The organism is Streptomyces sp. NPDC048584 (assembly GCF_043199595.1).
In the GTDB taxonomy this organism is placed as follows: domain Bacteria; phylum Actinomycetota; class Actinomycetes; order Streptomycetales; family Streptomycetaceae; genus Streptomyces; species Streptomyces edwardsiae.
In genome coordinates this window covers 187063-200815 of the sequence record NZ_JBICWF010000003.1, presented here as the reverse complement: position 1 = coordinate 200815, position 13753 = coordinate 187063, and the positions used below count along the sequence as shown (strand labels likewise).

The 13753-nt window shown below is 70.3% G+C and carries 12 protein-coding genes; 9 read left to right on the top strand and 3 right to left on the bottom strand.

What is annotated here, in order from left to right:
• The first annotated feature begins 88 nt into the window (after positions 1 to 88).
• The 4 genes from ACGFR9_RS08845 (at position 89) to ACGFR9_RS08830 (ending at position 4724) form a co-directional block, all read left to right on the top strand.
• Positions 89 to 1321 carry an NAD(P)/FAD-dependent oxidoreductase gene (locus tag ACGFR9_RS08845; protein WP_393204383.1) on the top strand — a complete coding sequence of 411 codons (1233 nt, stop codon included), beginning with the start codon at positions 89 to 91 and terminating at the stop codon, positions 1319 to 1321.
• A gap of 153 nt (positions 1322 to 1474) precedes the next feature.
• Complete coding sequence (locus ACGFR9_RS08840; protein WP_393205192.1) at positions 1475 to 3175, top strand: L-aspartate oxidase; 1701 nt, start codon at positions 1475 to 1477, stop codon at positions 3173 to 3175.
• A gap of 111 nt (positions 3176 to 3286) precedes the next feature.
• Complete coding sequence (locus ACGFR9_RS08835; RefSeq protein ID WP_393204380.1) at positions 3287 to 4033, top strand: SDR family oxidoreductase; 747 nt, start codon at positions 3287 to 3289, stop codon at positions 4031 to 4033.
• A 94-nt stretch (positions 4034 to 4127) separates the two neighbouring features.
• Positions 4128 to 4724 (top strand): YceI family protein, encoded by a 597-nt coding sequence (locus tag ACGFR9_RS08830; protein ID WP_393204377.1) that lies wholly within the window; start codon positions 4128 to 4130, stop codon positions 4722 to 4724.
• Between the two features lie 144 nt (positions 4725 to 4868).
• Here ACGFR9_RS08830 and ACGFR9_RS08825 read toward each other — a convergent pair whose 3' ends face one another.
• A complete protein-coding gene (locus ACGFR9_RS08825) occupies positions 4869 to 6476 on the bottom strand; it encodes a cytochrome bc complex cytochrome b subunit (protein WP_393204374.1) in 1608 nt (535 codons plus the stop codon).
• Positions 6477 to 6704: 228 nt separating this feature from the next.
• Here ACGFR9_RS08825 and ACGFR9_RS08820 point away from each other — a divergent pair, with 228 nt between their 5' ends.
• Together ACGFR9_RS08820 and ACGFR9_RS08815 are read left to right on the top strand one after the other, a co-directional pair.
• Positions 6705 to 7547 (top strand): RNA polymerase subunit sigma, encoded by an 843-nt coding sequence (locus ACGFR9_RS08820; RefSeq protein ID WP_393204371.1) that lies wholly within the window; start codon positions 6705 to 6707, stop codon positions 7545 to 7547.
• Between the two features lie 98 nt (positions 7548 to 7645).
• On the top strand, positions 7646 to 8557 hold the full coding sequence (locus ACGFR9_RS08815) for a sigma-70 family RNA polymerase sigma factor (RefSeq protein WP_393204368.1): 912 nt from the start codon (positions 7646 to 7648) through the stop codon (positions 8555 to 8557).
• A 55-nt stretch (positions 8558 to 8612) separates the two neighbouring features.
• Here ACGFR9_RS08815 and ACGFR9_RS08810 read toward each other — a convergent pair whose 3' ends face one another.
• Complete coding sequence (locus ACGFR9_RS08810; protein ID WP_393204365.1) at positions 8613 to 10106, bottom strand: PTS transporter subunit EIIC; 1494 nt, start codon at positions 10104 to 10106, stop codon at positions 8613 to 8615.
• A gap of 377 nt (positions 10107 to 10483) precedes the next feature.
• On the opposite strand from ACGFR9_RS08810, the gene ACGFR9_RS08805 reads away from it, so the two are divergent.
• Complete coding sequence (locus tag ACGFR9_RS08805; protein WP_393204362.1) at positions 10484 to 10957, top strand: carboxymuconolactone decarboxylase family protein; 474 nt, start codon at positions 10484 to 10486, stop codon at positions 10955 to 10957.
• A gap of 176 nt (positions 10958 to 11133) precedes the next feature.
• The gene (locus ACGFR9_RS08800) at positions 11134 to 11625 is read left to right on the top strand and encodes a cupin domain-containing protein (protein WP_393204359.1); all 492 of its coding nucleotides are present in this window, start codon (positions 11134 to 11136) and stop codon (positions 11623 to 11625) included.
• A 181-nt stretch (positions 11626 to 11806) separates the two neighbouring features.
• Here ACGFR9_RS08800 and ACGFR9_RS08795 read toward each other — a convergent pair whose 3' ends face one another.
• The gene (locus tag ACGFR9_RS08795) at positions 11807 to 12193 is read right to left on the bottom strand and encodes a cupin domain-containing protein (protein ID WP_199809061.1); all 387 of its coding nucleotides are present in this window, start codon (positions 12191 to 12193) and stop codon (positions 11807 to 11809) included.
• Positions 12194 to 12504: 311 nt separating this feature from the next.
• Here ACGFR9_RS08795 and ACGFR9_RS08790 point away from each other — a divergent pair, with 311 nt between their 5' ends.
• Positions 12505 to 13707 carry a globin domain-containing protein gene (locus tag ACGFR9_RS08790; RefSeq protein WP_393204356.1) on the top strand — a complete coding sequence of 401 codons (1203 nt, stop codon included), beginning with the start codon at positions 12505 to 12507 and terminating at the stop codon, positions 13705 to 13707.
• Positions 13708 to 13753: the final 46 nt, after the last annotated feature.

Here is a 13753-nt window from a genome sequence, read left to right as displayed (position 1 = left end):
CCCTGTCACAGGAGGCACGGACACACGGTCTGATGGATAAATCACACCATGGCACGCACAGCATGCGACAAGCGAGATGAGGAACATCGTGTCTCCTGGGAACAACTTCGTCATCGTCGGAGGTGGTCTGGCCGCGGCCAGGGCCGCCGAGGCATTGCGGGAGAACGGCCACGACGGCCCGCTCCTCGTCATCGGCGACGAGCGGGAGCGGCCGTACGTCCGGCCGCCGCTGTCCAAGGGCTATCTGCTGGGCAAGGAGAACCGCGAGTCGGTCTTCGTGCACCCCGCGCAGTGGTACGCCGAACACGACGTCGAGCTGCTCCTGGGCAAGCATGTGCGGTCGGTCGACCCGCATACCGGGGAGATCGAGCTCGACAGCGGATGGCGCGTTCCCTACGCCAGGCTGCTCCTGGCCACCGGCTCGTCCCCGCGCCCGCTCGCCGTGCCCGGCGCGGACCTCGACAACGTCCTGTATCTGCGGCGGGTGGGAGACAGCGAGCGGCTCAGGGCCGCGTTCACCGAGGGCGCCAGGGTCGTCGTGATCGGCGGCGGATGGATCGGTCTGGAGACGGCGGCGGCCGCCCGCACGGCCGGGGCGGACGTGACGGTGCTGGAGCACGCGGAGCTGCCGCTGCAGAAGGTCCTCGGGCGGGAGGCGGCCCGCGTCTTCGCCCGGCTGCACGAGGAGCACGGTGTGAGGCTGCGCCCCCGTGCCGAGGTCGAGCGCATCACCGGCAGCGGCGGCCGGGCGGACGGGGTGCTGCTCGCGGACGGCACCCGGCTGGCCGCGGACGCCGTCGTGGTGGGCGTCGGCATCACGCCCAACGTCCGGCTCGCGCGGGAGGCGGGGCTGGAGGTGCGCAACGGCATCGTCACCGACGAGGGGCTGCGTACCTCGGCGCCCGGCGTCTTCGCCGCGGGCGATGTCGCGAACGCCCTCCATCCGCGGTTCGGCCGGCATCTGCGCGTGGAGCACTGGGCGAACGCCCTGCACCAGCCGCATACGGCGGCGCTGGGCATGCTCGGCAAGGAGGCCGTCTACGACCGGCTGCCGTACTTCTACACCGACCAGTACGACCTGGGAATGGAGTACACGGGGTACGTGGAGCCGGGAGCCTACGACCGTGTCGTCTTCCGCGGCGATGTCGAGGGACGGCGGTTCCTCGCGTTCTGGATGTCCGGCGGCCGCGTCCTGGCGGGCATGAACGTCAATGTGTGGGACGTCGTCGACAGCGTCCGCGCGCTCGTGGAGTCCGGGGCCGAGTTCGACGACGCCGCCCTCGCCGACCCCGACGTACCGCTCGGGAGCCTGTTGCCCTGACCCCGGGTCGCAGGCGGGTTCCGCCGGGCGCATCCTGGGAGGCGGAGCTCCGTGGCGCCGGGTGTCACAACCACCTCGGTCATCCGGTCGTAGTCGGTGAACACCCCAACGATCGGAGCAATCGTGGCTGCCACCGAACAACGTCTCTCCACCATGGTGCTGGTGATCGGTACCGGCGGAGCCGGCCTGCGGGCGTCGATCGAGCTGGCGGAGGCCGGCGTCGACGTCCTCGCGGTCGGCAAGCGCCCGAAGGAGGACGCCCACACCTCGCTCGCCGCCGGCGGGATCAACGCGGCCCTGGCCACGATGGACCCCGAGGACAGCTGGCAACAGCACGCGGCGGACACGCTCAAGGAGAGCTATCTGCTGGGCGATCCCCGCACCGCCGAGATCGTCACGCAGGGCGCGGCCCTGGGCATCGACGACCTGGAGCGCTACGGCATGGCCTTCGCCCGGGAGGAGGACGGCCGTATCTCCCAGCGCTTCTTCGGCGCGCACAAGTTCCGGCGCACCGCCTTCGCCGGCGACTACACCGGCCTCGAGATCCAGCGCACGCTCATCAGGCGGGCGGAGCAGCTGGACATCCCGGTGCTCGACGGCGTGTACATCACCCGGATCCTGACCCACGAGGGCACCGTGTTCGGGGCGTACGGCTTCGATCTCACGGACGGCACCCGCTACCTCATCCACGCCGACGCCGTGATCCTCGCCGCGGGCGGGCACACCCGGATCTGGCGGCGTACGTCGTCGCGGCGCGACGAGAACACCGGCGACTCGTTCCGGCTCGCCGTGGAGGCCGGGGCCCGGCTGCGCGACCCGGAACTGGTCCAGTTCCACCCCTCCGGGATCATCGAGCCGGAGAACGCGGCCGGCACGCTCGTCAGCGAGGCCGCGCGCGGTGAGGGCGGCATCCTGCGCAACGCGCTCGGCGAGCGGTACATGAACCGCTACGACCCCGCGCGCATGGAACTGTCCACCCGCGACCGGGTCGCCCTGGCCTCCTACACGGAGATCAAGGAGGGCCGCGGCACGGAGAAGGGCGGCGTGTGGCTCGACGTCTCCCATCTGCCCCGGCAGACGATCATGAGCCGGCTGCCGCGGGTCTACCAGACGCTCCTGGACCTGCAGATGCTGGACATCACCCGTGACCCGATCGAGGTCGCGCCGACGGCGCACTACTCGATGGGCGGGGTGTGGGTCCGGCCGGAGGACCACAGCACCGACGTACGGGGTCTTTTCGCCATCGGCGAGGCGTCGAGCGGACTGCACGGCGCCAACCGGCTCGGCGGCAACAGTCTTATCGAGCTGCTGGTGTACGGCCGTATCACCGGGCAGGCGGCCGCGGCCTACTCCGAGTCGCTGACGTCGCAGCCGCGCTCCGCGGCGGCGGTGGCCGAGGCCCGCGGGGAGATCGACGGTCTGCTCGCCGCCGACGGTCCGGAGAACGTCCGGGCGTTGCAGCGCGCCATCCGCAACACCATGACCGAGCACGCGGGCGTGGTGCGTGACGAGGAGGGCCTGCGGGCCGGTCTCGCGGAGCTGACGGCGATCGAGAAGCGGATGGAGAGCGTCGGCGTCCACCCCGACATCGCCGGCTTCCAGGACCTGGCACACGCGTTCGACCTCAAGTCCGCCGCACTCTCCGCGCGGGCCACCCTCGAGGCGGCGCTCGAGCGCCGGGAGACCCGGGGCTGCCACAACCGCAGCGACCATCCGGACATGGACCCGGCGCTCCAGGTCAACCTCGTGTGGTCGCCGACGACGGGGATCACCCGCGAGAACATTGCCCCCGTCCCGCAGGAGATCGCCGCCCTGATGGAGGAGGTATCGACCGACGGCAAACTCGCCGAGTGACACGGGAAGGGGAAATTTCTTCGTTCCCCCGGAATTCCCGTCACAGAAAGAGCACCCGCCCGGTCTTTCCGGGTGAAGGCATGAGTGATCTATTCCGAGAGGATCTCCATCATGAAGGTCGTAGTCATCGGCGGTACCGGGCTCATCGGCTCGAAGCTGGTCGAAAAGCTCAAGGCCCATGGTCACGAGGCGGTACCGGCCGCACCCAATACAGGCGTCAACACGCTGACCGGCGAGGGCCTCGCGGAGGTGCTGCAGGGCGCCGTCGTCGTGGTCGACGTGTCGAACTCGCCGTCGTTCGCGGACGACGCCGTCATGGAGTTCTTCCGCACCTCGACCGGCAATCTCCTCAAGGCGGAGTCGGAGGCCGGTGTGACGCACCACGTCGCCCTCTCCGTGGTCGGCACCGATCGGCTGCAGAAGAGCGGCTACTTCCGTGCCAAGCAGGTGCAGGAGGAACTGATCAAGGAGTCCGGGATTCCGTACTCGATCGTGCACGCCACGCAGTTCTTCGAGTTCATGAAGGGCATCGCGGACCTGTCGACCGAGGGTGACACCGTCCGTCTCGCCCCGGTGAGGTTCCAGCCCATGTACTCCGACGACGTGGCCGCCGCCGTGGGCCGTACGGCCGTGGGCGCGCCCGTCAACGGTGTGGTGGAGGTGGCCGGCCCCGAGGCGTTCCGGCTGGACGAGTTCATCCGCGACGCCCTCGCCGCCAAGAACGACCCGCGTACCGTCGTCACGGACCCCGAGGCCCCGTACTCGGGCGCCCCGGTGGAGGAGACCACGCTCCTCCCCGGCCCCGGCGCGCAACTCGCCGAAACCACCTTCTCCGACTGGGTCGCACAGCAGAAGTGAGCGTCCCGGAAGGCGGCCTCTGACGGTCAGGGGCCGCCTTCCGGCATGTCGGCCCACCGTTTCCCCTCCCATGCACGAAGGAAAGCGTTCTGTCATGCTCGCAAACCGTACGACCCCTGTCGCGAACGCCGGCCGTCGTCAGGAACTGACCGGCGCCTACACCATCGACCCTGTCCACAGCACCATCGGTTTCTCCGTCCGCCACGCCATGATCTCGAACGTGCGGGGGAGATTCGATTCCTTCGAGGGTCTGCTCAAACTCGACGGTTCCCGTCCCACCCGGTCCGAGGCCTATATGAGCGTCCAGACGCGGAGCGTGTACACGGGAATCCGGGAGCGGGACGTCCATCTGAGGGGACCCGATTTCTTCGATTCCTCGACATTCCCCCTGATGACGTTCCACTCCACCGGAATCGCCGACGCCGGCGACGACGCGTTCCGGCTGGCCGGGAATCTGCGCATCAAGGACATCGAACTGCCCCTCACCATCGACCTCGAGTTCGGTGGGGCGAGCGTGGACACCTACGGGCAGCACCGGGTCGGCTTCGAGGGCTCGGCGACCCTGCGGCGCTCCGACTGGGGGCTCACCTGGAACACGGCGCTGGAAACGGGGGGCGTCCTCGTCAGCGACAAGGTGAAGCTGCTCCTCGACATCTCGGCCGTACGGCTGTCCGCGGTTGCCGCCGCCTGACGCCGCGAACCCCGCACCGCCCCGCTTGCCCGACCGCCCCGCCGGCCCTCTGCCGGCGGGGCGGTCCTCGTCGCGCCGGCACGGAGGATTCCATGGAGAAGGGGCGGGGCGGCACTCGCGCCGCCCCGCCCCTTCTCCGGTCGTTCAGTGCCGGTGCCCGCCGGTGACCTCCTCGCGGTCCTCCACCGTGGGCTTCGGAACCTGGCTGCCCTCCCCGTAGAAGCCTCGGCTGAGCCTGGCCCGCAGCCGCCGGACCCGGTCGGTCCCGTCGCCGTTCGCGGTGAGGGGTTCGTACTGCTCGTGCGCGGTGAGCCGGTGCCGCTGCTCCGGGGTGAGCGGTGCGTGCACCTCGACGTACTCGCCGTGGGGCAGGCGTTTGATCATTCCCGTCTCCCGTCCGTGCAGCACCTTGTCACGGTCGCGCCGCTGCAGACCGAGAGCCACACGCTTGGTCACGAGGAAGACGGCCACCGGGACGACGAACAGACCGATACGGACCGCCCAGGTCACCGAGTTCACCGACACATGCAGCCGGATGGCGATCAGGTCGTTGGCCGCTCCGATCAGCGCCACGAGGTAGAAGCTCAGCCACGCGGCACCGAGTCCCGTGCGCACCGGCCGGTTGCGCGGCCGGTCGAGGAGGTGGTGGTCCCGGTCGTCCCCGGTCACCCACGCCTCGAGGAAGGGGTAGGCGGCGAGGGCCAGGAAGAGCCCGGCGCCCACGAGCAGCGGTACGAGACTGCCGAGGGCGAGCGTGTGACCCCAGGCGCTGATCTCCCAGCCGGGCATGACCCGCAGCAGACCGTCGGCCACACCCATGTACCAGTCGGGCTGGGAACCCGCCGAGACCTGGTCGGCGCGGTAGGGGCCGTACTGCCAGATCGGGTTGATCTGCGCGAGCGCCCCGAGGACGAAGATGAACCCGGCCACCAGCACGAAGAAGCCCGCCGACTTCACGGCGTACACCCGCAGCGGCACACCGACGACGTTCTTCTCGGTCCGTCCGGGGCCGGGATACTGCGTGTGCCGGTGCCGTATGTTCAGGGCCACGTGGACGGCGATCAGGACGATCATCACGGCCGGGATCACCAGCACGTGAAGGGTGTTGAAGCGCGCTATGAGATCGTCCCCGGGGAACTCGCCCCCGAAGAGGAACATCGACAGATAGGTGCCGACGATCGGCACGGAGAGCAGGGTCCCGTTCACGACCATCAGTCCGGTGCCGGACAGCAGGTCGTCCGGCAGGTCGTATCCGGTCAGTCCGCCGAACATCGCGAGGACCAGCAGCAGGAAGCCGACCACCCAGTTGAGTTCGCGCGGCTTGCGGAACGCGCCGGTGAAGAAGACCCGCATCATATGGACGAGCAGGGAGGCGACGAAGATCAGGGCCGCCCAGTGGTGGGCCTGTCTGATCAGCAGGCCGCCGCGCACGTCGAAGGAGATGCGCATGGTCGAGTCGAACGCCTCCGACACCAGCTGGCCCTTGAGGGGGCCGTAGCCGCCGGTGTACTCGACCGGTGCCGACGAGGGATGGAACCAGAAGCTCAGATAGACGCCCGTGACGACGATGACGACGAAGCTGTAGAGGCAGATCTCCCCCAGCAGGAAGGACCAGTGGTCGGGGAAGGCCCTGCGCATCAGGCCGCGGCCGGGGCTGCCGCGTCCGTTCCCGAGCCGGCCGCGGAACCAGCCGGTGACCCTCTCTCCTCGGCCGTCCCCCGGTGGTCCGGCCGACGGGCTCGCGTTTCCCATGTCTCAACTCATTCCTGGCAGAGCAACCGTCTTCTCCCATATGACCGGGACGCCCGGAAAGGTGTGACACTGTGACACTGCCCACCGTTCCCGGTGGCGGTCCTGTCACAAGATCTACGTCCGTCCGGTCTCACTCCTCAAGCGACGCCCGCCGGCTCGGTCCCTGGACCGGTGTGGACTTCCGGTGGCCGGGTGGTGTGATGTCGTGGGGAGAGGGAGGTTGTCCGTATGGACCGTGCCGAGGACGGCGTGCCGATCGCGGAGCTGCTCGACGAGCGGAGGCATCTGCTGGACGTCGCGTCCTGGATGCTGGGCGGCGCACGCGACGCCGACGGCGTCGTGGACGAGGCGTACCGGCGCTGGTACGGGCTGTCCGGGGACGAGCGGGACGGGATCGGTGAGCCGCGGGCCTGGCTGGCACGGGTCGTCGGCGGCATCTGCCTGGCCCGGCTGGCGCCGCCGGAGCGCCGCCCGGCCCGCCCGGGACCGCACGGCATGCTGGAGGAGGAGCTCAGCGGCGTACTGCTGGACGCGCTGGACTCCCTGTCCCCCGCCGAGCGCGCCGCGTTCGTGCTCGACGACGTCTTCGGGACGGCACCGGGAGCGGTCGCCGACATCGTCGGGCAGACCGGGCCCGAGTGCGTCGGCCCGGCCGACCAGGTCCGCGACGATCTGCGCGCCCGCCGTGCGCGGCCGGCGACCGTGCGGCAGCACGACGCGGTGGCCCACGCGGTGCGCCAGGCCTGTACGGCGGAGGACACGGAGCACCTCGCGTCGCTGCTGGCACCCGATGTCACGGCCTTCTTCGACGGGGGCGGCAAGGTGCGGGCCCTGGTCGAACCGGTGCACGGGCATGTGCGGGTGGCCCGCAGCATGATGCGGCTGCTGGCCGGGCGCCCGCACACCACGCTGGACACCCACTCGGTCAACGGACGGACGGGCCTCGTGGTCCGCTACGACCGACAGGTGGCCGCGGTGATCAGCCTCGACATCGCCGATCACCACGTCGTGCGGGTCTGGGTCATCCTCAACCCCGACAAGCTGCGGTCCTGGAATCCCGGACGTCACTGACACACTGTGCGTATTCGCGGTGCAAACCCTGTCACAGAACGGGGTCCGTCCCGGTCAAGGAGGCGAACAGCCGACCGGAGAACGGAGAGAGCTGGATCATGCATCCCGAGACGCCCCCCACGGACAGCACCCTGGACGAGGCCGTTTCCGTCTTCGTGGAGCTCCGTCCACGCCTCTTCGGCATCGCGTACCGCGTGCTGGGCAGCGCGGTCGAGGCCGAGGACGTGGTGCAGGAGGTCTGGCTGCGGTGGCAGCGGACCGACCGCTCGGTGGTGATCAGCCCCGTCGCCTTCCTGTCGAGCACCACCACCCGGCTGGCCATCAACGTCGCCCAGTCCGCCCGGGTGCGCCGGGAGACGTACATCGGCCCGTGGCTGCCCGAGCCCGTCGACACGAGCGCCGACCCGGCGCTGGGCGCCCAGCGCGCCGAGGCCCTGGAACTGGCCCTGCTGCTGGTGCTGCAGAGGCTCAACCCGACGGAGCGGGCCGCGTATGTGCTCCGGGAGGCGTTCGACTACACCTACGCCGGCATCGCGGAGATGCTGGGACTCACGGTCGTCAACGTCCGCAAGATCGTGAGCCGGGCACGCAGGCATCTGACGGCGGAGCAGCACGGGACGGTCGACGCGGTGGAGCACCGGCGGCTGCTGGAAGCCTTCGTCTCGGCCGCGCAGACCGGAAACATCACCTCGCTGGAGTCCTTGCTCGCCCCGGACGTGGTGAGCCTGTCGGACGGCAACGGCATCCGGGGCGCGGCCCGCGTCCCCGTGCTGGGCCGGGCGCGGGTGGCGAACCTGTCGACCGCGGCCCGGCGGTTCTGGCCCGGGACGGAGGTCCGGTTCGTCGAGGCGAACGGGCGCGGCGGGGTGTTGCTGTACCGGGACGGGCTGCCGTCGACGTTCATGACGATCGCGGCTTCACGCGAGGGCGTTCACCGGGTGCTGTGGCTGTTCGCCCCGGGCAAGATCGCGTCGTTCCTCGGTTCGCGCCCCCGCCTCGCGGCCGCGTGAGTCTGCCCGCCGCTCGCCGTGCGAGGGGCGGGCAGAGCCGTCGTACGTGGCCGGATCAGACCTTCTCGGCGACCCGCTCCTCGGGAGCCGGCCGGTCCTCGGCCGGTGCCTCGGGCGCCGCGTCGAGTTCCGTGAGCATGGCCTTGGTGAAGCCGAACCAGTAGGTGGCGAGGAAGCCCGCCGCGTAGCCGACGAGCAGTCCGGCGGCGTAGACGGCGATCGTCCGCCCCGGACCGTGGTTGCCGTCGAGGAGCGGGAAGAGCGCCCAGCCGGAGGGGCCGATCGCGGTCGAACCGACGTCCGTGCCCAGCTGGTTGAAGAGTCCGACGAACGCGCCGCCGAAGGCACCGCCCGCGCAGGCGGTGATGAACGGACGTCCCAGGGGCAGGGACACACCGTAGATGAGGGGCTCGCCGACGCCGAGGAATCCGGGCCAGAGAGCGGACTTGATGGTGGTCCGGATCGAGGTGTTGCGCGGCAGCCGGAGGTAGATCGCGATCGCCGCGCCGACCTGGCCCGCGCCCGCCATCGCGAGGATGGGCAGCAGGACGGTGAAGCCGGCGCCTTCGATGAGCGTGGTGTGGATGGGGATCAGGGCCTGGTGCAGACCCAGCATGACCAGCGGCAGGAAGAGGCCGCCGAGGAGGAAGCCCGCGCCCGCGCCGCCGTGGGACAGCAGCCAGTCGGCGGCGTCACCGATCCAGGCCGACACCTCACCGGCGAGGAACATCAGCCCGAACAGGGTCGCCAGTCCGGCCACGAGCACGGTCACGGTGGGGGTCACCAGGACGTCGAGGGCCTCGGGCACCCGGCGCCGGCACCACTTCTCCACGTACACGGCGAGCCAGGCGGCGGCCAGGGCGCCGAGTACACCGCCCTGGCCCGGGGAGAGCTGCTGCCCGAACGCCTCCACCTTGGCCACCCCGGCGTAGACGACGATCGACGCGACGGCGCCGCCCAGGATGGGCGTACCGCCGAACTCCTTGGCGGTGTTGTAGCCGACGAAGACGGCGATCAGCGCCATGAACCCGGAGGCCACGGCGGCCAGGGCGGGGGTGATGCCCGGCAGCCAGTGCAGGTTGATCAGCAGGCCGTTCAGTCCGGCGATGATGCCGCAGCCGATGAGCGCGGGGATCAGCGGCACGAAGATGTTCGCGATCCGGCGCAGGAACAGCTTGAACGGGGTGGCGTTCCTCGCCTTGCGTTCGGCCCTCAGCGCCGCTCCCTGCGCGGCGAGCGCCTCGGCCGTCACGGGGTCGTCCCCGCGGTCGGGGGCGGCCCCGGCCCGCCCCGCCTCGACCAGGGCCTCGAACTCGGGAGTCACCCGGGCGACCGTCCCCGGGCCCAGCACGATCTGGTAGGTGTCGTCCTCGACGACCCCCATGACCGCGGGAAGTGCCTTGAGCGGCTCGTCCTGTACGAGGGACCGGTCGCGCAGTCCCAGCCGGAGCCGGGTCATGCAGTGGGCCACCGACGTCACGTTCTGCGCGCCCCCGACCAGGGGCAGGATGGCGGCTGCGGTGGCGTGGTGCTTGTTCTCTTCGCTCATGGTGCGGTCATGCCTTGCTGTGAGAGTGCGTCTGGTGCGTCAGGCAGCTGCGGCTTCGAGGGCTCTGCGCAGGTGTCCGCGGGCGTCCTGCGGCAGGCACGGGGTTCATGCCCTCCCGTCGTCGAAATTTTCTTTCCGATGTGCTGTTCGATGCTGAAAGATATTTTCAGCACCTCCGGGGCGTCAAGGCCCGAAAGGGACCGGCGGCTCACGGCCGTCGCGGCGCGGCCTCCCCGGGCCACACACTCTTTGCCACCGTGTCGACCGATCCGCACCCCACGTGTAACGTGACGCAGGTCACATCACGCGTCTGTCACGGATGAGAGGCCCCTCCCGGTCATCAGGGTGTAACCGCACTACGGAGGACGGATCCCACCATGGACGCTCGCATCAACTTCTTCGGCAACGCGCTCGCCGGCAAGGTGCTCAAGCACATCAACTCCGCGAACAAGGCGGTGCACGACTCGACGCTGCCGGTCGCGACCCAGGAACTGGTGAAGATCCGTGCCAGCCAGATCAACGGCTGCGGCTTCTGCACCGACATGCACACCAAGGACGCCACTGCCGAGGGCGAGACCCAGCAGCGCCTCAACCTGGTGGCCGTCTGGCGCGAGGCCAAGGTCTTCACCGACGCCGAGCGCGCCGCCCTGGAGCTGGCCGAGCAGGGCACGCGCATCGCGGACGCCGCCGGTGGTGTCACGGACGAGGCCTGGGCGAACGCCGCGAAGCACTACGACGAGGACCAGCTCGCCGCACTGATCTCGCTGATCGCGATCATCAACGCCTACAACCGCGTCAACGTCATCAACCAGCAGCCCGCCGGCGACTACCAGCCCGGCCAGTTCGGCTGAGGCACCCCGCAGACCACGGCCGGGGCGGCGTCCACGTACCCGCCGCCCCGGGCGTGACACACGGATGCCGGCGTTCCGCCGCGGGGGCGGAACGCCGGCATCCGTGCGCCGTGGCCGTGCCCTCGCGCGACCATCGAAGAGCACACGCCCCCTGGCACACGAGAGGAAGGACGCACATGTCGTACTACCCGGAGCAGGTGTACTGGGGAGACAGCGGCGAGGTCAGCGCTGTATACCGCCCGGTCGGCACGCCGCCCGACATCGGTGAGAGCGGTACCGGCAAGGACGCCCTGCACTATCTGGCGACCACGGCCACCACACGGGGCGAGTTCGGCCTGTACCGGGTCGAGATGCGCCCGAAGGCGGGCGGTCCCAGAACCCACTTCCACAAGACGATCTCGGAGTCCTTCTACATCCTCGAGGGCACGGTCCGGCTGTTCGACGGCGAGCGCTGGGTCGACGCGGAGAAGGGCGACTTCCTGCACGTTCCGCAGGGCGGGCTGCACGCGTTCCGCAACGACTCGGACGCACCGGCCGACATGCTGCTGCTGTTCACTCCGGGCGCGCCGCGCGAGGAGTACTTCGAGCAGGTGTCACAGCTGGCGGACGCCTCCGAGGAGGAACGCGCCCGGTTCTTCGACAGGCACGACTCGTACTTCGTGGAGTGAGCGCGGGGCGAGGGGGGGTGTCACGGGCGAAGGGCCCGTCCGGTCCTGGTTGACGCCGGGCCGGTCCACGGCACACGCCCGGTCCTGCCTCGGGCCGTCCTGCCTCGGGCCGTCCGGCCCCGTCCCCTCCCCCTGGCGGGGGGAGGGGACGGGGCCGGACGGTTTTTGAGCGGGCCCGGGTTCAGGCGGTGGGGCGCGGGGCGCGCAGATGGGCCCGCTGTGCCAGTTCGTCCTCGTCGACGAGTTCGAGCATGGGCTTGCCCGGCGCGCACATCATCGTGACCACGAACCGGGTGCGCGCGTCGGTGAGCGCGTTGCCGTCCTGGTAGTGGATGACGTCGCCGCCGGGCTCCCAGAAGGTGCCGCCGGCTTCGACGACGCGCTCGGGCTCACCCTCGAGTTCGAAGCGGACGGCGCCCTCGACGACGTAGCCGAAGGCCGGGCCCGAGTGGCGGTGCGCGGGGGTGCCGGGGTCGCCGGGCTCCCACTCGACCTCGATGGTCATCGCCGAGGCGCCCTCGGGGACGGTGATCGGCGAGGCGTCCTGGATCATCCGGGCCGCCTTCATCCAGCTCGCCTGCTCGCCGTGCCCGTCGGCTCCGTGCACATGTCCTGCGTGGTTGTCCGACACTGTGTCGCACCTTCCGTAGGTCTGCCGTTCCAGGAGGCGGTCACACTGTCGCGGCCCCCTGACTGTCTCTCCGTGATGACCGACCACGGCACGGATCTGTGACGCGGCCGCCCGGCGCCTCATGACGGTCCCGCGGCAGAGTCGCGTAGATCACACCCTCTTAAATAGGTATCTGGAATGCCAATTAACTAGCATGCTGTTGCGCGCAGATCCACGAAGCACACCAGTGCCCATGAAGGAGCCAGAAGATGCTCTCCGCCCAGTCGGTCCCGGTCGTCGAAGCCACGCTGCCCGCCGTGGGGGCCTCCCTCGGCAGCATCACCGAGCTGTTCTACCGCCGGATGTTCGAGGAGCGCCCGGACCTGCTGCGTACCCTCTTCAACCGCGCGAACCAGGCCAGCGGCGCCCAGCGCGAGGCCCTCGCCGGGGCGGTCGCGGCCTTCGCCACCACGCTGGTGGAGCGGCCCGGGGAGCGGCCCGACGCCGTCCTCGGGCGCATCGCCCACAAGCACGCCTCGCTGGGCATCACCTCCGACCAGTACACGCTCGTCGGCCGGCATCTGCTGGGCGCCGTCGGCGAGGTGCTCGGGGACGCGGTGACGCCCCGGGTGGCAGCCGCCTGGGACGAGGTGTACTGGCTCATGGCCAACGCGCTGATCGCCATGGAGGCCCGGCTGTACGCCGGGGCGGGGGTCGAGAACGGGGCCGTCTGGCGGGACATGGAGATAGCCGACCGGATCGAGGAGTCGGTCGACGCGGCCTCCTTCGAACTGCGCCGGCCCGACGGCGACCCCACCGAGCCGTTCACGCCCGGCCAGTACGTCAGTGTCCGGGTCGAGTTGCCCGACGGGGCGAAGCAGATACGCCAGTACAGCCTCTCCTCCGCTCCCGGCCGCAAGACCTGGCGCATCACCGTGAAGCGGGAGCGCTCCGCCGACGGCCGGGCACCCGAGGGCGAGGTGTCGACCTGGCTGCACGCGAACGCCCGCCCGGGCGACCTCGTCAAGGTCTCCCTGCCCTTCGGTGACCTGGTGCTCCCCGAGGGCGACAGCCCGCTGCTGCTCGCCTCCGCGGGTATCGGCGTCACCCCCATGCTGTCGATGCTCGACCACCTGGTCGAGACCGAGGCCGGGCGGCACGTCACCGTCCTGCACGCCGACCGCTCCCCCGCACACCACGCCCACCGCCTGGAGATGGAGGAACTCGTCGGCCGCCTGCCGAACGCCGCGCTGCACGTGTGGTACGAGACGCCCGAGGAGCCCGTGATGCCCCATGTGTACGAGGGCTGGGCCGACGTGACCCGGCTGACGCTGCACGAGGGCGTCAGCGCGTTCCTGTGCGGCCCGCTGCCCTTCATGCAGGGCGTCCGCGGTGATCTGCTCGCCCAGGGGGTCGGCCCGAAGGACATCCACTACGAGGTGTTCGGCCCCGACCTCTGGCTCAGCAAGTAACACGGTGAACGCGAACGCGACGACAGGCGGGCCGCCTGTCGTCGCG

Excerpts from the sequence above, each read along its gene's own strand:
- ACGFR9_RS08840 (WP_393205192.1), top strand. The coding sequence starts at position 1,475 with ATGGTGCTGGTGATCGGTACCGGCGGAGCCGGCCTGCGGGCGTCGATC.
- ACGFR9_RS08835 (WP_393204380.1), top strand. The coding sequence starts at position 3,287 with ATGAAGGTCGTAGTCATCGGCGGTACCGGGCTCATCGGCTCGAAGCTG.
- ACGFR9_RS08830 (WP_393204377.1), top strand. The coding sequence starts at position 4,128 with ATGCTCGCAAACCGTACGACCCCTGTCGCGAACGCCGGCCGTCGTCAG.
- ACGFR9_RS08825 (WP_393204374.1), bottom strand. The coding sequence starts at position 6,476 with ATGGGAAACGCGAGCCCGTCGGCCGGACCACCGGGGGACGGCCGAGGA.
- ACGFR9_RS08820 (WP_393204371.1), top strand. The coding sequence starts at position 6,705 with ATGGACCGTGCCGAGGACGGCGTGCCGATCGCGGAGCTGCTCGACGAG.
- ACGFR9_RS08815 (WP_393204368.1), top strand. The coding sequence starts at position 7,646 with ATGCATCCCGAGACGCCCCCCACGGACAGCACCCTGGACGAGGCCGTT.
- ACGFR9_RS08810 (WP_393204365.1), bottom strand. The coding sequence starts at position 10,106 with ATGAGCGAAGAGAACAAGCACCACGCCACCGCAGCCGCCATCCTGCCC.
- ACGFR9_RS08805 (WP_393204362.1), top strand. The coding sequence starts at position 10,484 with ATGGACGCTCGCATCAACTTCTTCGGCAACGCGCTCGCCGGCAAGGTG.
- ACGFR9_RS08800 (WP_393204359.1), top strand. The coding sequence starts at position 11,134 with ATGTCGTACTACCCGGAGCAGGTGTACTGGGGAGACAGCGGCGAGGTC.
- ACGFR9_RS08795 (WP_199809061.1), bottom strand. The coding sequence starts at position 12,193 with ATGAAGGCGGCCCGGATGATCCAGGACGCCTCGCCGATCACCGTCCCC.
- ACGFR9_RS08790 (WP_393204356.1), top strand. The coding sequence starts at position 12,505 with ATGCTCTCCGCCCAGTCGGTCCCGGTCGTCGAAGCCACGCTGCCCGCC.